The sequence below is a fragment of the Comamonas halotolerans genome, assembly GCF_030162935.1.
In the GTDB taxonomy this organism is placed as follows: Bacteria; Pseudomonadota; Gammaproteobacteria; order Burkholderiales; family Burkholderiaceae_C; genus Comamonas; species Comamonas halotolerans.
Genome location: NZ_JASAUZ010000002.1, coordinates 77611 through 95984, shown reverse-complemented (window position 1 = coordinate 95984; position 18374 = coordinate 77611). Strand labels below are relative to the sequence as shown.

Here is an 18374-nt window from a genome sequence, read left to right as displayed (position 1 = left end):
GCACAGGCAGCTCAGAAACCACCCCCTGTAGCCTGGACCCGGCCTGCTGCGTTCGCTGCCGCACAGGCAGCTCAGAAACTGTGCGTGCTGGCTTTCCATCTCCTGCAGAAGTTCGCTGCCGCACAGGCAGCTCAGAAAATGGGATTGAGTTCGTAGAGGAGCTTGAAGCCGTTCGCTGCCGCACAGGCAGCTCAGAAAAGTAGGGCGCGGGTTGAATTTCTAGGGCTTTTTGTTCGCTGCCGCACAGGCAGCTCAGAAATCCACTGCGTTGCGGAAAGCCTCACTGACCTTGTTCGCTGCCGCACAGGCAGCTCAGAAAATAGCTAGTTGAAGTCGTTCACCGTAGAGCATGTTCGCTGCCGCACAGGCAGCTCAGAAATGGTTTCGTTGATGCTTGGGGTGGCTGGACATGTTCGCTGACGCACAGGCAGCTCAGAAAGATCCAGGTGCGCAGGCAGATGGCAAATGCGAGTTCGCAGCCGCACAGGCAGCTCAGAAAGCAGACAGCACCGCGCTATGACGAATTAACAAGTTCGCTGCCGCACAGGCAGCTCAGAAATGCCAGACGCGATAGTCTCGATCACCGGGTAAGTTCGCTGCCGCACAGGCAACTCAGAAAGTAAGCTGGCGCAAGATCAGGATGCTGCTGCAGTTCGCTGCCGTACAGGCAGCATTGAAATGAAGTCGTTTTGCTGGACTGTTTGCTTTTGGTGCTATGGCGCTTCAAAAGAACCAACGGGCCATAAAGGCCCGTTGGTAGAACATAGGTCGAACTGCCCTAATGTTTACTTTTGCAGCTGTAGGCGCATGGGTCAGCTGGCTTTGCCACCTTGCTGAACCACTCGCATGGCGGAGGCGATCAAGCCGGAGACCTCGGAGATGTTGCTGGGAACGATGAGGGTGGTATTGGCATCCTGAGCCACCTTGCTGTATGCCTCGACTGCACTTTCGGCCACTTTCAGCTGAACTGCTTGGTCGCCGCCTGGTTGCTGGATGGCACGTGCTACGCGCTCCAGTGCTTCGGCGGTAGCTTCTGCCACGGTGGTAATGGCAGCGGCTTCACCTTGGGCCTTGTTGATAGCAGCTTGTTTTTCACCTTCAGAGCGGGCAATAAAGGCCTCACGTTCGCCAGTGGCGATATTGATTTGTTCCTGACGGCGGCCTTCGGAGGCTGCGATCAAAGCACGCTTTTCACGCTCGGCGGTGATTTGCGCTTGCATGGCGCGCAGGATTTCTGCGGGAGGGGTCAGGTCCTTGATTTCATAGCGCAGAACTTTGACGCCCCAGTTCAGCGCCGCTTCGTCAATGGCGTTGACGACTTGCGCGTTGATCATGTCGCGCTCTTCAAAGGTTTTGTCCAGTTCCAGCTTGCCAATCACGCTACGCAGCGAGGTTTGCGCAAGCTGTGTGACAGCCATGATGTAGTTGGATGAGCCATAGCTGGCACGCATCGGGTCTGTCACCTGAAAGTACAAGATGCCGTCAACCTGCAGTTGGGTGTTGTCACGGGTGATACACACTTGGCTGGGTACATCCAGCGGGATTTCCTTCAGGCTGTGCTTGTAAGCCACTTTTTCAACAAACGGAATGATGATGCGCAGTCCCGGGCCGAGGGTGCCAGCGTACTTGCCCAGGCGCTCTTTGATCCAGGCGTGCTGCTGGGGCACGATCTTGACGGACATGCTGATGAAAATGGCAGCAATGACAAATGCGACGATGGCGATTTCCATGGTCTAAACCTTTAGGAGATAGAGAAAAGAAAAAACGGAATGCTGTTGGAGGGGTCTCAGGCTTTATCCACAATCAAACGGTTGCCCTGGACTTCAATCACGCGATACAGACCCGCTGTAGGCATGCTGCCTGGGCGAAGGCTTACGGTCCATTGGCTGCCGCGATATGGGATGCGTGCTGTGCCATCGCTGTTCCACTCGGGCACATGAAGGGTTTCGCCAATGTCCAGGTTCAGATCAGGGTTGGCACTGGCGGGGAGCTCTGGTTGACGGCGGCCGCGAATGCGGCGGCAGACCAAAACAGCCAGTACGCCCACCAGGGCCGCTGCACTAATTTGCAAGGGTGCGCTTAAGCCCAAGTGTGCTGCAATTGCACCGCAGGCCAAGCCTAGAGCGATCATCAATAGGTAGATTCCGCCTGTGAGCAGTTCTGCGGCAATGGTGATGCCTGCAAGAATCCACCACCAAGTACTTTCCTCCATGTGTCAACTCCCTATGCTTTGTTGGCTTCGCTGTTGTGAAACAGCCTGTAAATTTAGGAAAAATGTCTGCAATCTGCAGGATAGCTCACGATATTACTTACACTGCGCGGCTATCTGACTTTTATTGATCCCGATTACAAAGGGTTGCGCATGAAATTCCGCTTTCCCATCGTCATCATCGACGAGGATTACCGCTCTGACAACACATCCGGCCTGGGCATTCGTGCCCTGGCGCAGGCCATAGAGGTTGAGGGTTTTGAGGTCCTGGGTGTCACCAGTTATGGTGATCTGAGCCAGTTTGCGCAACAACAAAGTCGCGCCAGTGCCTTTATTTTATCGATCGACGATGAAGAACTCACTGGTGATAACGACGATCCCATCATTCATAGCCTGCGCAGTTTCATTGGGGAAGTGCGGCGCAAGAATGAAGAGGTGCCGATTTATATCTACGGTGAGACCAAAACCTCGCGTCACCTGCCCAATGACATTCTGCGCGAGTTGCATGGTTTCATTCACATGTTTGAGGACACACCAGAGTTTGTGGCCAAGCACATCATCCGTGAAGCCAAAAACTATCTGGAAAGCGTGCAGCCACCATTCTTCAAGGCCTTGCTGGACTATGCAGAAGATGGTTCATACAGCTGGCACTGCCCGGGGCACTCGGGTGGCGTAGCATTTTTGAAGACACCTGTTGGGCAGATGTACCACCAGTTCTATGGCGAGAACATGCTGCGCGCTGACGTGTGCAATGCGGTGGAAGAGCTGGGCCAATTGCTGGATCACAATGGTGCGATCGGCGAGTCCGAGCGCAATGCGGCTCGCATCTTCAATGCCGATCACTGCTACTTTGTGACCAACGGCACATCAACGTCCAACAAGATCGTCTGGCACCACACGGTCGCTCCAGGCGACGTGGTGGTAGTGGACCGTAACTGCCACAAGTCCATTCTGCACTCCATCATCATGACGGGTGCGATCCCGGTGTTCTTGAAGCCCACACGGAACCACTTCGGCATCATCGGTCCGATCCCGCAAAGTGAGTTCAGCGTGGAATCCATCCAGGCCAAGATTGCCGCCAATCCGTTGCTCAAGGGCGTGGATGCAAAAACCGTCAAGCCTCGGGTGTTGACGCTTACACAGTCCACCTACGACGGTGTTCTCTACAACACGGAAACCATCAAGACCATGCTGGATGGCTATGTAGCCAATCTGCACTTTGACGAGGCTTGGTTGCCGCATGCGGCATTCCATCCGTTCTATGGCACTTACCATGCCATGGGCAAGAAGCGTATTCGACCTAAAGAATCAGTGGTTTACGCGACCCAGTCCATCCATAAGCTGCTGGCCGGTATCAGCCAGGCTTCGCATGTGCTGGTGCAGGATTCTCAGAATGAAAAGCTGGATCACCACCTGTTCAATGAGGCGTACTTGATGCACACCTCGACCAGCCCGCAGTACAGCATCATTGCGAGCTGCGATGTGGCGGCTGCCATGATGGAACCACCCGGAGGCACTGCGCTGGTGGAAGAGTCGATTCTGGAAGCTCTGGACTTCCGCCGCGCCATGCGCAAGGTGGAAGACGAGTTTGGCGACGACGACTGGTGGTTTGAAGTCTGGGGGCCTGAAAAGCTGGCCGAAGAGGGCGTGGGACGTGCAGATGACTGGATCATCCGCGGCAAGGACACGGCGCCCAAGTCCAAGTCGAAGAAAAAGAACGGCAAGGAGTTTGACAACTGGCACGGCTTTGGTGACTTGGCAGACGGATTCAACATGCTTGATCCCATCAAGTCCACGATCGTGACACCCGGCCTGGATCTGGATGGTGACTTTGCGGATACCGGTATTCCTGCTTCCATCGTGACCAAGTACCTGGCCGAGCACGGCGTGGTGGTGGAGAAGACGGGTCTGTACTCGTTCTTCATCATGTTCACCATCGGTATCACCAAGGGTCGCTGGAACACCATGCTGACCGCATTGCAGCAGTTCAAGGACGATTACGATCGCAACCAACCGCTGTCTCGCATCTTGCCGGAGTTCTGCCAGCAGTTCCGTCGCTATGAGCGCATGGGTTTGCGTGATCTGTGCCAGCACGTACACCAGATGTACGCCAAGTACGATATTGCGCGCCTGACCACGGAGATGTATCTGTCGGATTTGACCCCCGCCATGAAGCCTTCGGATGCGTACGCCCACATTGCGCAGCGCAAGACCGAGCGCGTGGAAATCGACCACTTGGTAGGCCGCACGACTGTGGGCTTGGTGACACCATACCCGCCGGGCATTCCATTGCTGATTCCTGGTGAAGTTTTCAACAAGAAAATCGTGGACTACCTGTTGTTCGCTCGTGACTTTGCCAAGGAGTGCCCCGGGTTCGAGACGGATATTCATGGTCTGGTGGAAATCGAGGACGAAAGTGGCAATGTGCGCTTTTATGCCGACTGTGTAGCCCTGGAAAAGCCCCAGTCTGTGTCAAAGCTGGCGGTTAAAGCGGCAGCAAAAAAGGCGACCGCTCCTCGTGCCAAGTCGCAAGCGCGTAAACCTGCGGCTAAGTCCACGGGGGGAGCCGCCAAGTAATAGCCAATGCGTTCAAGGTTGTTGATAGGCCTTTGAATACCCACGCTGCCCGCTATATGCGGGCAGTTTCTTTATGGTTTTCTTGCTGGCACGCTATCTGCCTGCGTACGCAAACGCCAAAAACGTGCAAAACGAGGTAAGCCGCTGGGGTGCGTGCCGTTGTAGCGGTAGGTGATGGTGCTGCCGATAGAGGGCGGGTTAGCACGCTCGGCATCACTCAGTCCACTGCCCAGCTTGAAACGTTGCCCGCTGGGCGTTTCCACCAATAGAGCGCCAGTCATGCCGTTGTATTTACCTTGTCCGGGCAAGTGCGCAATGACGGTGGCTTCTGCATCTTCAAAGAGTTTGACCTTGATGAGGTCATCGCTGCGTCCGCCGCGGTAAACCGCATCGGCACGCCTGAGCATCAGGCCTTCGGCTCCCTCACGGCTGAGGGCGCGAAGTTGGCGCATCAGTGCATCGTGATTTTTTACCTGCCATTGGGGGACAGCCTGAACCCATGTTTGTTGGATGTCGCGCACCAGCGATTGCAAGGCCTGCTGGCGCTGCACAAAAAGGCCTGGGTGCTCCGGCAGGTCAAACACCATGTAGCGCAACGCATGCCAGGCTGCTTCGTGTTTTGTTCCCTGAGCCACGGTGGCTTGCGTAATCACAAATTGACCGCGACCAGCCCATAGCTCTCCATCCAGAGCCTGTGTGGGCCAGTTTTCTGTAAACCAAGCTGGAGTTTGAATGAGCAGGCCTTGGCGCGTGCGCAAGCGCTGACCATCCCAATATGCGCGGATACCGTCGTACTTTTCACTGACCCAGTAGTCTTGAAGGTTCAGGTCGCTGCGATAGGTATTGGCCAGTGTGAGGGCCTGCGCGTAGCCCCGGCAGCACCAAAACAGTAGGGGCACACAAAGCAGCACCAAGAAAAAGATGGATCTGCGTGCCTGCATGGGTTTACTCCAGCAACTGGTACAGCATGCGGTCGCGGCCCTGGGCTTTGGCTTGGTAGAGCAGCGAGTCAGCTATTTCCAATAGCTGAGGAACGGTACGTGAGGCTTGCGGGCTGCAGACGACGATGCCGGCACTTACGGTCAATTGGCCAGAGGGGGAGGCCGCATGAGGAATGCGCAAGCAATTGATGGTGGAGCGAAAGTTTTTGACCATCTGAGGTAAAGCTTCCTTTGAGCCAAGGCTGACAAAAGCAAATTCTTCTCCGCCATAGCGTGCGGCGCAATCTCCGGCACGTTGCGCATGCTGCCGCATGGCCTGAGCCACGGCACGAAGTGCATCATCACCTTGGAGATGACCGTAGTGATCATTGAACTGCTTGAACAGGTCAATGTCCATCAAGGCCAAACCCAGATATTCACCTGAGCGAGGACTGCGGCGCAGAGCGTGCTCTAGCATTTCATCAAAATGTCGGCGATTGGCTAGTCCCGTTAGTCCATCTGCCAATGCCAGTTGCTCCAGTTCTCGCTTGCGTAAGAAGAGGTCTACCTGATTTTTGGCGCGCGCTTGCAGTACTGCAGGGCGTATGGGTTTGGAGACGTAGTCAGCAGCTCCTAGACGCAGTCCGTACTCCTCGGCTGCCTCATCACTTTGGCCTGTAATGAAGATCACCGGAATGTGTGAGGTGCGTTTGTCAGCACGCAGTGCTTGCAGGACTTCATAGCCACTCATGCCCGGCATGCTGACATCGAGCAACACCAAGGCCAACTGTGCACATTCATTGACTGCAATTTCGAGGGCACTGATTCCGTTTTTGGCGAGCAGCACCCTATAGTGCGGTTGCAACAGCTCAGCCAGCGTGGCACGGTTTAAACGCTCGTCATCAACGATCAGGATGGTCGCTTGCTGAGGCAGCGCAGGGGAGGGGTCAAGCATCATGCATGGCTCACGGCTGGAAATTGTCTGTATCTGAACGGTTGCTATCTAGGCTTTGCAAAAGTGCAGACAGGTTTGCGCAGCTGGCTTCGGATTCCAGGTCTTCGGCTTGTACCAGCGCACGTGCAGCCAATCCGTGCAAAGTGTGTCCACGAAGCTGTTTCTCGACGTGCTCCAGCAATTGCAGGCCAGCGTAATCACCTCGCAAAATGAGAGGCATAGCTTTTTCCACCATCGTATGAAGTGCGTGCGCATCCACGTTGGCGGAGATTGTGTCGCTGCTCAGCGAAAGGGCGTTGAGCTGTGCTTGCACATTGCCTAGTGCAATCTGAAGATGCTGGACTGCACTCTCCAGTTGTGAAGCCTGCAACTGTCTTTCTTGGCAGATTTTTTCCAAGCTTTGCATTGCCTGGACTGCAGCTGTCTGGTCCAGATAGCTGAGAGCACTTTTGAGGGTATGCGCCATCATGGAAATAGCTTCCCAATTCTGGGTTGTATACCAATTGCGCAATTGCTGTGGAGCCTGAGCAAACTCTCCCATGAAAGCATGCAGCAATCGTTGCATTCGCTGAGGCTGGTCTGCAAAGTGCTGTGCAATGCTGCAACGCGCAGGCATGGACAAGGCAGCATGTGCTGCTGGAGCTTCAACGGTGCTTGGGAGCATGGCGAATTCTTGTAGCAAAGTGGCATATAGGAGCTGAGCGTCAATCGGCTTGGTGAGCTGGCCATTCATGCCACTGTCCAAAATAGCCTGTCTGTCTTCTGGCCGGGACTGTGCCGTCAGCGCCCACACAGGCAGTTGTTTACATGAGGCTTTTGCACGGATGCTGCGGGCTACCTCCAGCCCATCCATTTCGGGCATTTGTACATCCAGCAGGACTGCATCAAACTCGTGCTGCGACAGCAAGGCAAGTGCGTCAGGACCATTGCTGGCTGTGGTGACAACCACGCCAGCCAATTGAAGGAACTCTTGTGCGACCTCCCGATTAAGCGCGTTGTCATCTACAACCAGTACGCGGCGCTGTTGCAAGCCCGTTGGCGGAGACAAGGACGCTGGTTTGGCGAGTCCATGAGAGGAGAGAGGCTGCTCGCTGGAGTGTAATTGCAGCGCAGTTTGAATTGCATTAAAGAGAACGGACTCTGTGACTGGTTTGATCAACAAGCCCTGAAGTCGCAACTGATTCGCGCGCTCCAGTACTTCATCACGGCAGTAGGCAGTCACCATCAGCATGGCGGGAGTGTGTGAAAGGCTGGCGTGCTGGCGAATGTGTTCTGCCAGTTCCAAACCATCCATGCCTGGCATTTGCCAGTCCATGAGTACCAATTCAATTGGCTGGTTGGCTGCAGCAGCCTCTTGAAGGCATGTCAGGGCTTCGGCGCCGCTGGCAACCGTGGTGCATGCCATTCCAAATCCCTCAAGCATATGGGCCAGGGTATCGCGTGCGATCAGGTTGTCATCTACGACCAGAACCCGATAGTTGCTTTGCACAAAAATTTGTGGGCTGTGATCGAGACGCTGTGCCTGTAGTCGCACATGAAAGCTGAACTCGCTGCCTTGTCCGGGTTGACTGCGAACACTGATCTCGCCTCCCATCAGCTGGACAAGCTTGCGTGAAATAGCAAGCCCTAGACCTGTTCCTCCAAAACGGCGACTTGTGTGCGTTTCTGCCTGAGAGAAAGGCAGAAACAGGCGGGGTATTTGTTCTGGATTTATGCCAATGCCCGTATCTCGGACTGCCACATGCAAGGTAAAAGCATTCGTATTCCCTGGTGCTGCATCTTCGATGTGCATGGAAATTACGATTTCCCCGCGGTCCGTGAACTTGATGGCATTGCTGACCAGGTTGGTGAGTACCTGGCTCAGGCGTTGGGCATCACCCAGGAGGTGGCGCGGTACGCTGGGGGAAATGTTGTAGACCATTTCAATCCCCTTCTGCTCGGCATTCAAGGTGGTGACAGAACCAACGGATTCCAGCAAGGCTTCAAGCTCAAAGGGCATGGTGTCCACTTGCAGCATCTCGGCTTCCAGCTTGGAGAAGTCCAGGATGTCATTGATGATGTTCAGCAGCGTCTTCGCAGACAGCTCCACTTTCTCCAGATAATTACGTTGCCTGGATGTCATGGCTGTTTGCTGCAGCAGCTGGGTCATGCCTATAACGGTGTTCATGGGCGTGCGAATTTCATGGCTCATGGTGGCTAGAAACTCGGACTTGGCACGCTCTGCAGCTTCTGCAGCCTCTTTGGCCTCCTGCAAGTCTTGCTGCGCCGCGTGTTCGGACGTGATGTCCAGCAATATGCCTTCCCAATAAAGAGCATCTTGCGAGTGCCTTGCGATGGCACGTATGCGCATCCAGCGCAAGCTGCCATTGGTGTGCCGCATGCGGCATACGTGCACGATGGGTACAGCGTTCTGCATGGCCTCAAACATGGCGCTGAAGAATGCCTCCCGGTCTTCTTCATGGATAAGCTGCGCGAATCCATTTTGGTTGGCCATCAAACCCTTTGGCGTAATACCTAGCAAACCCCAGACACCAGCGCTGACATAGAGCAGGAAAAGTTGTTCGCGGCCAATCTGTTCACAACTGAAGATGGCACCGTTAGGAAGGTTGTCAGCCAAGTTCTGCAAGCGCTGCTCGGCTTCCACCGAGTCTGTCAGATCCTGTAGCGTACCGTGCAGCATGATGGTCTGTCCTTCAGCATTGCGGAAGGCATGGCCGCGAATTCGTGCCGGGAAAGTTCCGCCGCCTGGGCGTTTGTGCGTTACATCGACGGTATAGGGTGTGCCTGTCAATATGCACTGCTGGATGCACTGGCTAAGCAGGGTGTAGTCGGCAGGCTCGAGCATGTTTGCCAGACTTTCCAGCGTCAGCGGCGGGTCTCCAGGTTGCAATCCATTCATGGACGAAAGCATTTCCGAGCTGGTGAAGGTTTGAGTGACCAAATCCAGCGTCCAGCTACCGACTTTGGCGATGCGCTCTGCCTGGCGCAGCATTTCATAGTTATGTGCCAGCTGGTTTTGAGCAAGACGCATCTCGGTGATGTCACGCGTCATGCCAAGTATGCCGACGACCTGTCCTTCATCGTCCACATAAGGTGTTTTCATGACATTGAAGAACAGAACCTTATTACCTACAGGCAAGCGTTCTTCATATAACAAAGGGGTGTTGTGTGCAATGACTTCCCGGTCTGACGCGGTGTATTGGGCTGCAATCTCTGGCGGGAACAGATCTTGGTCCGTAAATCCCAAGACGTCGCTTCGGCTTAGTCCGCAGCGGTTGAGTAGCGCTTGGTTGATGAATTGATAACGGCCATTGCTGTCCTTGATGAATACTCCATCTGGAGTTCTGTCCATAAAGGTTTCCAGCAGACGAGCATGATGACGCCAATGTCGGGTAAGCGCTTGCTCTGACTCAGCATGCGCAACTTTGTCGGAACTCGCAGGCTGACCCATGACTAGCCAATAGGGTTGCTGATGATATTCAGCGCTGCTCACCTGTGCCCGCAATACATGGTCGCTGCTGTCTTTGCGGTGCAGCAGGTAGCTTGAGGACAATGATGCAGGCTTGTTACGGCAAAGCTGTCTAAGTTGTTTGGGAGAGAACTCCGCACACAGATTTTTTGCCGGAAGATTGCATATCTCCTCCAGTGAAAATCCTAGGGCACGACATGCTGATGCGTTGGCGTCAATCAACCTGCCCTGCGCATCGATGACATACATCTCATTGTCCAACTGCTCCAGGCATTGGCGGTAGAAGCCATCGCTCAACGGAGGGGGGCGTGCAGCAGCAGGTGGGGGCATGTATTTTCCAAAGCAATGGCTCGTTGTACGCGTGCAAGCATAACGTCAGCTTGTTCGGAAAGAGGGCGCTTTTACCGTGGGATAAGAGCTGATTTGCAGGTCAGCATCTAGCGCCGGGCGATAGACGGGATGGCGTCTTCCGCTAAATCGCTATTTGGCTGCCCAACTCCACTACGTTGCGATGTGGAAGATGGAAAAAATCGGCTGCAGAGCTTGCGTTGCGATACATCTGGGCGAACAGTTTCTGGCGCCAGAGTGCCATACCTCGGCCAAGTTGGGGCACGATGATGTCTCGAGAAAGAAAGTAACTGCTTTCCATGATGGAGGCGCTGGGCAACTTCCCCTGCAGCGCAAGCTGCGCCAAAGCGTTGGGGACGTGAGGATCATCCTTAAAACCAAAGTGCAGCACGACTTGCCAGCAGTCATGTCCCAAGTCGTGAGATTTAGCACAGTGGTTGGGGGGGATGTGTGCGAGTTCATGATGGTGTACCGTCACAAACATGTTGCGTGCATGCAATACCTTGTTGTGCTTGAGGTTGTGCAGCAAAGCGCTAGGCACGCTGTCCTCTTGGGAGGAGAGAAAAATAGCGGTGCCGGCCACGCGAGCGACATGACTGTCATGGCGCAGTTGCCCTAGAAACTCGCTCAACGGCAGTGCGTGGGGCTGCATGGCCTGCAGAGCCTGATCGCGCCCCCGGTGCCATGTGCGCATAAGTACAAACATGGCGCCACCGATAGCCAGCGGAAACCAGCCGCCCTCAAGAATCTTGAGAGAGTTGGATGTAAAAAAGCTCAGGTCAATCAATAAAAAGAAGGTGGTGGCTGCAGCCACGGGCAGCAGTCTGTATTTCCATCCCCAACGCACCACAAAGTAAGTCAACACAGTGGTAATCAGCATGTCCAGCGTGACAGCAATGCCATAGGCAGCAGCCAGTGCTGCAGAAGACTGAAAGAAGATCACAGCCAGGGCAATTCCAGCGCACAAACTCCAATTCACGAGGGGCAAATAAATTTGCCCGGTATCTGTTTCACTTGTGTGAAAGACCTGCAAACGGGGCAAATACCCGAGCTGAATCACTTGTTTGGTCACGCTGAATGCGCCGGTAATCAAGGCCTGGGAGGCGATGACGGTGGCTGCAGTTGCCAGAAGCACCATGGGCCATAGTGCGGCACGCGGAGCCATGGCAAAGAAAGGGTTCGCTACGGCATCAGGTTGTTGCAGCAGCAACGCGCCTTGGCCGAGATAGTTGATCAGCAGGGCAGGCATGGCCACACCAAACCAAGCATGGCGTATAGGCCGTTTTCCAAAGTGCCCCAGATCGGCGTACAGTGCTTCGCCTCCTGTGACGCAGAGCACCACCGCACCCAGTAATAGAAAAGCGATGCCAGTTTCTTCTGTGATGAACGCCACAGCGTAGTGAGGGCTGAGAGCCTTCAGAATGCCTGGATGCTGCGCAATATGCCAGAGACCTAGCGTAGCAAGACAGACGAACCAAAGCAGCATGATGGGGCCGAACCAGCGGCCGATGCCTGCTGTTCCCCGCTTTTGAAATGCAAACAGCAGCAGCAAAATTCCCAGTGTCAGTGGCACTATCGATGAAGAAAGTTGGGGTGAAATCACGGCCAGGCCTTCCACCGCAGAGAGCACGGAGATGGCAGGGGTAATCACCCCATCTCCGTAGAACAGACAGGTACCAAAGATACCTATAGCCATCAGGCAGCGCCGAAGTCTAGGGTGACCTTCAACTGCACGGGCTGCCAGTGCCAGCATGGCAACCAGCCCGCCTTCGCCACGGTTATCGGCGCGCAATACCAGAGTGACGTATTTGATGGAAACAATGGTGGTGACGGTCCATACGACCAAGGAGAGCACACCATGAATGTGTTCGGTGGTCAGCGTGACGTGGCCAGAGTTGAAAACTTCTTTGAGCGCGTACAGCACACTGGTGCCAATATCGCCATACACCACGCCCAATGCACCAAGGGTAAGGGCTGCCAACGATGATTTTTTTGAGTGCACAGACACTGCCTGAAACTGCTATGACAGAGATTTTGCGACCTCGTTGCAATAGCGTCGAGTGGCTGACAAACCATTGGCAGTAGCAAGGCCTTGAACTTGACATGGCACTGTCTTGTCATGGTTTCGCGCAAGGAAGGAAAACCTATGTCGTGAAAAGCACGCATGAAAAAAGCTGCAGCTTGGCTGCAGCTTTGGAACAGACCGGGCAAAGGGTTTAGTTGCTTTGAATCACTGCGCAGGCAAGTCTCGCACCGGCATTGCCTGTGGGCTGGCTTGTGAAGTCGTCTGGATCCGCATGAACGATAAGCGCACGACCAGCGATGTTGTTGCTTGTTTTCTCCTGGTCAGTGCTGGAGCGTGAGTCCTTCAAGCTGATTTGCGCGGTTTCGTACTGAACAATTGCCATGCCGCTCGCGTTGGAGCGCAAGCTGGGTAAATCGCCAGCATGTTGGGTTCCCTGACCGTGGCGTCCGTGAGCCGTGTTGGAAGGGTTGAAATGACCTCCTGCACTACTCCCATCTGCACTGCTACAGTCGCCTTTTTCATGGATGTGAAAGCCATGCTCCGAATTGGGTTTGAGCCCGCTGACCTGCCCAGATACCTTGACCATTCCGTGCTTGTGCTGGACGAACAGCACCTTGCCAGTAACGGAGCTACCAGCTGTTGGCTTGAGCTCAGCGGTGGCAGAAGGATCCTGCCCAATTCCGGCGCAACCCATCAATGCAGTTGTAGCCAGGCCCAAGAATAAGAAACGGTAGGTCATAGCATTCCTCTAATGAAATGTTGTTGTAGATGAGAGAAATATTTCATAGAAAAGGTAGTCCATATCGTACGCAGCTTCTGAGCTTGATGTAGTGTTTTGTCGTACTTTTTGCAGAAATCAACACCTGTAAGTGATTAGCCGAGTGCGGTATCCATGATCATCATCAGCACAAATCCCAACATCAAACCACCTGTGGCAAAGGTTTCATGACCTTTGCGGTGTGATTCAGGAATGATTTCGTGGCTGATGACAAACAGCATGGCGCCTGCAGCGAAACCCAGGCCCCAAGGAAGTATGCCAAGAGATGTGCTGACAATGGCGGCGCCTACGACTGCGCCGACTGGCTCTACCAACCCGCTGAGCATGCCCAGCACTACTGCCAGCTTGCGACCATAACCAGCAGCTAGCAAGGCCATGGATACCACCAGGCCTTCAGGTACATCCTGGATTGCGATACCTGTTGCCAGCGCATTGCCAGCCATACCGTTGCTGGCATAGCCAACGCCAATTGCCAGTCCCTCGGGCAGATTGTGTAAAGCAATCGCAAAAACAAATAACCAGGTGCGTTGCAGGCGTCGTGCGGCTTCTAGGTCCATGCCTTCGCGGCCTTTGATGAAGTGCTCGTGTGGCAGCACGCGGTCCATCAGCAGCATGGCACCAGCACCCAGCAAAATCGCTGCACCCATCACCCCTGAAGCCGCAGCATCAGAGCCTCCAAACAGTGCTTGCGCGCGCACGGCATCCATGCCTGGCAAGATAAGCGAGAACGCGCAGGCAGCCAGCATTACACCTGCGCCAAAACCGAACAAAGTGTCTTGGGTGCGCTCGCTCATGTTCTGAGAAAACATGACAGGAACAGTCCCCAAAGCCGTGGCTAGCGCGGCCACCATACCTCCACCCAATGCTTGCAGCACCACGGGCTGTTGCTGTGCATAGGCCCAAAACTGACTGAACAGGGCCCAGATACCAATGATGGAGATGACAAAGCCGATCCATAGTCGCACGTGGTGCTTCGCGCTAGGGACGCCAAAAGCACGTTTGTGGGAGGTATCCGGGGAGGGAGTATTTTTCATAAGCAAAAATGGGATTGATATCAGCGTGATGCCTGAGCCCGGCTTGCGCTGTCAGTCAATGACGAATGTTTATTAAATGCGAATTATTCCTATTTATTCAATACCCAATCAATGCGAATCTTTTCTTTTCTCGAGAAATATGTGCATAGATTAGGAATACGTGCGTGAAAAAAGCCATGGAAAAAAGCCCCGCCAGCTTTCGCTGGCAGGGCTTTGAGGGTGCGTAGAGAGGTTGCCTAGACCTGATCTGCCGACAGGCCTGCTGTCTGGCTGAAGCCGCCATCCACATAGGTGATTTCAGCTGTCACGCCCGAGGCAAGGTCAGACAGCAGGAAGGCTGCCACATTGCCCACATCTTCAATGGTCACGTTGCGGCGCAGCGGAGCAGCATCGGCCACGCGGCCCAGCAGCTTGCCGAAGTCCTTGATGCCGGAGGCTGCCAAGGTCTTGATGGGGCCTGCAGAAATGCCATTGGCACGGATGGCGCGGCCATCTTCGGTGCGGCCTACGGCTTCAGCCAGGTAACGTACCGAAGCTTCCAGAGAAGCCTTGGCCAAACCCATGGTGTTGTAGTTGGGGATGGAGCGCAGGGCACCCAGGTACGACAGGGTCAGCAGTGAAGACTTGTCATTCAGATAAGGCAAGGCTGCCTTGGCCATCGCAGGGAAGCTGTAGGCGCTGATGTCGTGGGCGATCTTGAACGATTCGCGCGACAGGCCATCCAGAAAATTGCCAGCAATGGCCTCACGGGGTGCAAAACCGATGGAGTGCACAAATCCATCGAACTTGCCCCAGACGGCTCCCAGGTCAGCAAACAGTTTTTCAATTTGTGCATCGTCTGCCACATCGCAATCGAACACCAGCTTGGAATTGAATTCCGCTGCAAACTCGGTGATGCGGTCCTTGAAGCGTTCGCCCACATAGCTGAATGCCAATTCAGCACCTTGCTCGTGGCAGGCCTTGGCGATGCCGTAAGCGATGGAACGGTTGGACAGCACGCCTGTGATCAGCAGCTTCTTGCCGGTCAGAAAACCCATTGTTCTTCTCCTAGGTGAAATTCATAGAAGGCCGACCTCCGGGTTTTGTATCAGTCAAAAACGCAGGCAGGCAGGCCACTGTGGTGCAGAATTGTCTCATGCGCTTTTGGAAGTTTTGTTTCTTGCTCGCAGGAGCCACTACGTTTGCCCCGGCTTGGGCCGATCATGCCTACGCTTTATGGGGGCAGCCCAAGTACGCGGCTGACTTTAGACACTTTGGCTATGTGAACCCGCAAGCGCCTAAAGGTGGCGAGCTGCGATTGGTCAGCAATTTGCGGGTGTCCACCTTTGACAAGTACAACCCGTTCACCATCAAAGGCACAGCTCCTGCCTATTTGTCGAATCTGATGTTCGATACATTGCTGGTGGGCAGCATGGATGAAACAGCCACAGGCTATGGCTTGCTGGCAGAGGATGTCACGGTCGCATCGGATGGCTTGTCTGCTAGTTTTCGCCTGCGCCAGGAGGCAAGGTTTCATGATGGCAAGCCGGTGTTGGCGCATGACGTCAAACACAGCTACGAAACCTTGATTGGGCCGCATACGTCGCCAGCCTACAAGACCTTGCTGGCGGAAGTCGCCGGCTGCGAGGTACTGGATGAGCGTACGGTGCGCTTTACCTTCCGGGCGCCCAATCGCGAGCTGCCTTTGACGGTGGGAGGGCTGCCCATTTTCAGCCGCGCTTGGGGAGGCGGAAAACCATTCAATGAAGTTGTGATGGATACGCCTATTGGCAGCGGTCCGTACAAGATTGGCCCGGTTCGTTTTGGCAAAGACATTGTCTATGTGCGGGACCCGGATTACTGGGCCCAAGATTTGCCGGTGCGTCGGGGAACGGCAAATTTTGACCGTATCAGCGTCAAAATTTATCGTGATAACACGGCCAAACTGGAAGCACTTAAAGCCGGTGAGTTTGATTTGATGCGCTTTTTTAGCGCTGGTGACTGGGCGCGGCGCGTCGATGGCCGCAAGTTTCGTTCTGGCGAGTTGGTCAAAGGGGAGTTTGAGCACAAGCTGCCCACGGGTTTCCAGAGTTATGTGCTCAATGTGCGCCACCCCTTTTTGCAGGATGTGCGCGTGCGCGAAGCGCTGGGCCTGGCCATGGACTATGAGTGGATGAACCGGCAGATGTTCTATGGCGCCTATCAGCGTGTGAACGGAATTTTTGGCAACACAGTATGTGAGACTCGTGGATTGCCCTCTGCGGCGGAATTGACCTTGATGCAGCCATTTGCTGATGTACTTCCACCCGCAGCGTTTGGCGCCATGACCACGCCCCCACGTACCGACGGGGACAGCAGCCTGCGACAGAACCTGCGCAAGGCCAAGGCGCTGCTGGCATCTGCTGGCTGGACCGTCCAAGACGGAGTACTGCGCAACAGCCATGGCCAAGCCATGGTGCTGGAATACCTTGACAGCGGCGATGCAGGCCAGCGCACGGTGGCTCCCTGGCAGCGCAATCTGCAGAAACTGGGCATCACATTGAACTTCCGCGCGGTGGACTTTGCGCTCTACCAGCAGCGCTTGCAAAAGTTTGACTTTGACATTACCAGCATCGCTTACCAGGGTACGAACAATCCGGGTCAAGAGTTTGCAGACCTGTTTGGCAGTGCCGCAGCAGACCAGGAAGACTCAGGCAACTTTCCCGGTGTCAAAAGCAAGGCGGTGGATGCTTTCATCAAGGCCATGGTTTCCGCAAAGACAGAGCAGGAATTGCTTCCAGCCTGCCATGCACTGGAGCGCGCCATTGCCCATGGTCACTATCTGATTCCACAATGGTCTGCCAATACCCACCGCATGGCTTTCAATCAGTGGCGCCTGGCTCATCCGCAAGTCATTCCACCATACTCCAGCGGAGAAGGCTGGGTCATGGATACATGGTGGGCTCGCATGCCGCCCTTGAATGCAGACACGGCGAAAAACCAACTCTCTCAAAAGGCGCAATGAATATGTTGGCCTATATCCTCAAACGCATTTTGTTGATGGTGCCAACCCTGCTTGGGGTGCTGCTGCTTACTTTTGTGGTGCTTCAATTTGTGCCTGGTGGACCTGTTGAGCAATATCTGGCAGAAGCCAAAACTGGGGCTGGCCTGGGGGCGGAAGGCGGTGGCATGGCTTATCGCGGAGCCCAAGGTGTTGACCCTGAGCGGCTTGAGCAAATCAAGGCCTTGTATGGCTTTGACAAGCCTGCGCATGAGCGTTTTTTTCAAATGCTGGGGCAGTTTGCCCGATTTGATCTGGGACAGAGCTTTTTTCAGAACAAGCCCGTGTGGGAGCTGATCGCTGAGAAATTGCCTGTCTCGATCAGCTTGGGACTGTGGACATTCTTCATCAGCTATCTGGTGGCTGTGCCGCTGGGCGTAGCCAAGGCCCTGCGGGCTGGCTCACGCTTTGATTTGGTGACCACGCTGATGATTTTGGTGGGCTATGCCATTCCGGGATTTGTTCTGGGGGTGGCGCTGCTGGTGATTTTTGGTGGACAGCTGCAGTGGTTTCCTTTGCGTGGTCTGACTTCAGCCAATTGGGAGGAGCTAAGCCTGATGGGCAAGGTGGTGGACTACCTCTGGCATATCGCGCTGCCGGTGACGGCCATGGTGGCAGGTAGCTTTGCTGTGACAGCCATGTTGACCAAGAACGCATTCCTGGAAGAAATCCGCAAGCAGTATGTGCTGACTGCACGTGCCAAAGGGCTTAGCGAAAAGCAAGTGCTTTACAAACATGTGCTTCGCAATGCGCTGATTCCCATCATTACAGGTTTCCCGGCTGCGTTCATTGGGGCGTTTTTTGCGGGCTCACTCTTGATCGAAACCCTGTTCTCGCTCGATGGTCTGGGCTTGCTCAGCTATGAAAGCGTCATTCGCCGCGATTACCCTGTGGTCCTGGGATCGCTGTATTTGTTTACCTTGATTGGTCTGCTCACCAAGCTGATCAGCGACCTGTGCTATGTCTGGGTCGATCCGCGTGTGAAATTTGATTGAACCATGGCTCCAACGCAAGCACAGGCTGCCCAAGCAGCGGTATC

12 protein-coding genes and 1 CRISPR repeat array (1 of these 13 running past the window's edge) are annotated in these 18374 nt (G+C 54.7%); of the genes, 3 read left to right on the top strand and 9 right to left on the bottom strand.

Features of this window, described 5'->3' with window-relative positions; all coding sequences use genetic code 11:
• Positions 1 to 679: direct repeats of the CRISPR family, unit length 28 nt; unit sequence GTTCGCTGCCGCACAGGCAGCTCAGAAA (it extends 970 nt beyond the left edge of the window).
• Positions 680 to 812: 133 nt separating this feature from the next.
• A complete protein-coding gene (locus QEP11_RS03925) occupies positions 813 to 1730 on the bottom strand; it encodes an SPFH domain-containing protein (RefSeq protein WP_284335309.1) in 918 nt (305 codons plus the stop codon).
• 56 nt (positions 1731 to 1786) lie between these two features.
• The gene (locus QEP11_RS03920) at positions 1787 to 2212 is read right to left on the bottom strand and encodes an NfeD family protein (RefSeq protein WP_284335307.1); all 426 of its coding nucleotides are present in this window, start codon (positions 2210 to 2212) and stop codon (positions 1787 to 1789) included.
• Between the two features lie 150 nt (positions 2213 to 2362).
• Between QEP11_RS03920 and QEP11_RS03915 the strand changes: the two genes are divergently transcribed.
• Positions 2363 to 4786, top strand: a complete 2424-nt coding sequence (locus QEP11_RS03915) for an arginine/lysine/ornithine decarboxylase (protein WP_284335306.1) — start codon at positions 2363 to 2365, stop codon at positions 4784 to 4786.
• Positions 4787 to 4857: 71 nt separating this feature from the next.
• Here QEP11_RS03915 and QEP11_RS03910 read toward each other — a convergent pair whose 3' ends face one another.
• From QEP11_RS03910 to fabI, 7 genes are all read right to left on the bottom strand, one after another.
• Positions 4858 to 5727, bottom strand: coding sequence for a DNA ligase (locus tag QEP11_RS03910; RefSeq protein WP_284335305.1), 870 nt, complete (start codon positions 5725 to 5727; stop codon positions 4858 to 4860).
• 4 nt (positions 5728 to 5731) lie between these two features.
• Positions 5732 to 6664: a GGDEF domain-containing response regulator gene (locus tag QEP11_RS03905; protein ID WP_284335304.1), complete on the bottom strand. Its 933-nt coding sequence runs from the start codon at positions 6662 to 6664 to the stop codon at positions 5732 to 5734.
• Positions 6665 to 6671: 7 nt separating this feature from the next.
• Positions 6672 to 10460, bottom strand: a complete 3789-nt coding sequence (locus tag QEP11_RS03900) for a response regulator (protein ID WP_284335302.1) — start codon at positions 10458 to 10460, stop codon at positions 6672 to 6674.
• Positions 10461 to 10602: 142 nt separating this feature from the next.
• On the bottom strand, positions 10603 to 12480 hold the full coding sequence (locus tag QEP11_RS03895; protein ID WP_284335301.1) for a potassium transporter Kup: 1878 nt from the start codon (positions 12478 to 12480) through the stop codon (positions 10603 to 10605).
• A gap of 214 nt (positions 12481 to 12694) precedes the next feature.
• A complete protein-coding gene (locus tag QEP11_RS03890; RefSeq protein ID WP_284335299.1) occupies positions 12695 to 13243 on the bottom strand; it encodes a superoxide dismutase family protein in 549 nt (182 codons plus the stop codon).
• Positions 13244 to 13377: 134 nt separating this feature from the next.
• Positions 13378 to 14247, bottom strand: a complete 870-nt coding sequence (locus QEP11_RS03885) for a ZIP family metal transporter (RefSeq protein WP_413788672.1) — start codon at positions 14245 to 14247, stop codon at positions 13378 to 13380.
• A 305-nt stretch (positions 14248 to 14552) separates the two neighbouring features.
• Positions 14553 to 15353, bottom strand: a complete 801-nt coding sequence (fabI, locus tag QEP11_RS03880; protein WP_284335296.1) for an enoyl-ACP reductase FabI — start codon at positions 15351 to 15353, stop codon at positions 14553 to 14555.
• Between the two features lie 98 nt (positions 15354 to 15451).
• Here fabI and QEP11_RS03875 point away from each other — a divergent pair, with 98 nt between their 5' ends.
• A complete protein-coding gene (locus QEP11_RS03875; protein ID WP_284335294.1) occupies positions 15452 to 17299 on the top strand; it encodes an extracellular solute-binding protein in 1848 nt (615 codons plus the stop codon).
• Positions 17300 to 17301: 2 nt separating this feature from the next.
• The gene (locus QEP11_RS03870) at positions 17302 to 18330 is read left to right on the top strand and encodes a microcin C ABC transporter permease YejB (RefSeq protein ID WP_284335337.1); all 1029 of its coding nucleotides are present in this window, start codon (positions 17302 to 17304) and stop codon (positions 18328 to 18330) included.
• The last annotated feature ends 44 nt before the right edge of the window (positions 18331 to 18374 follow it).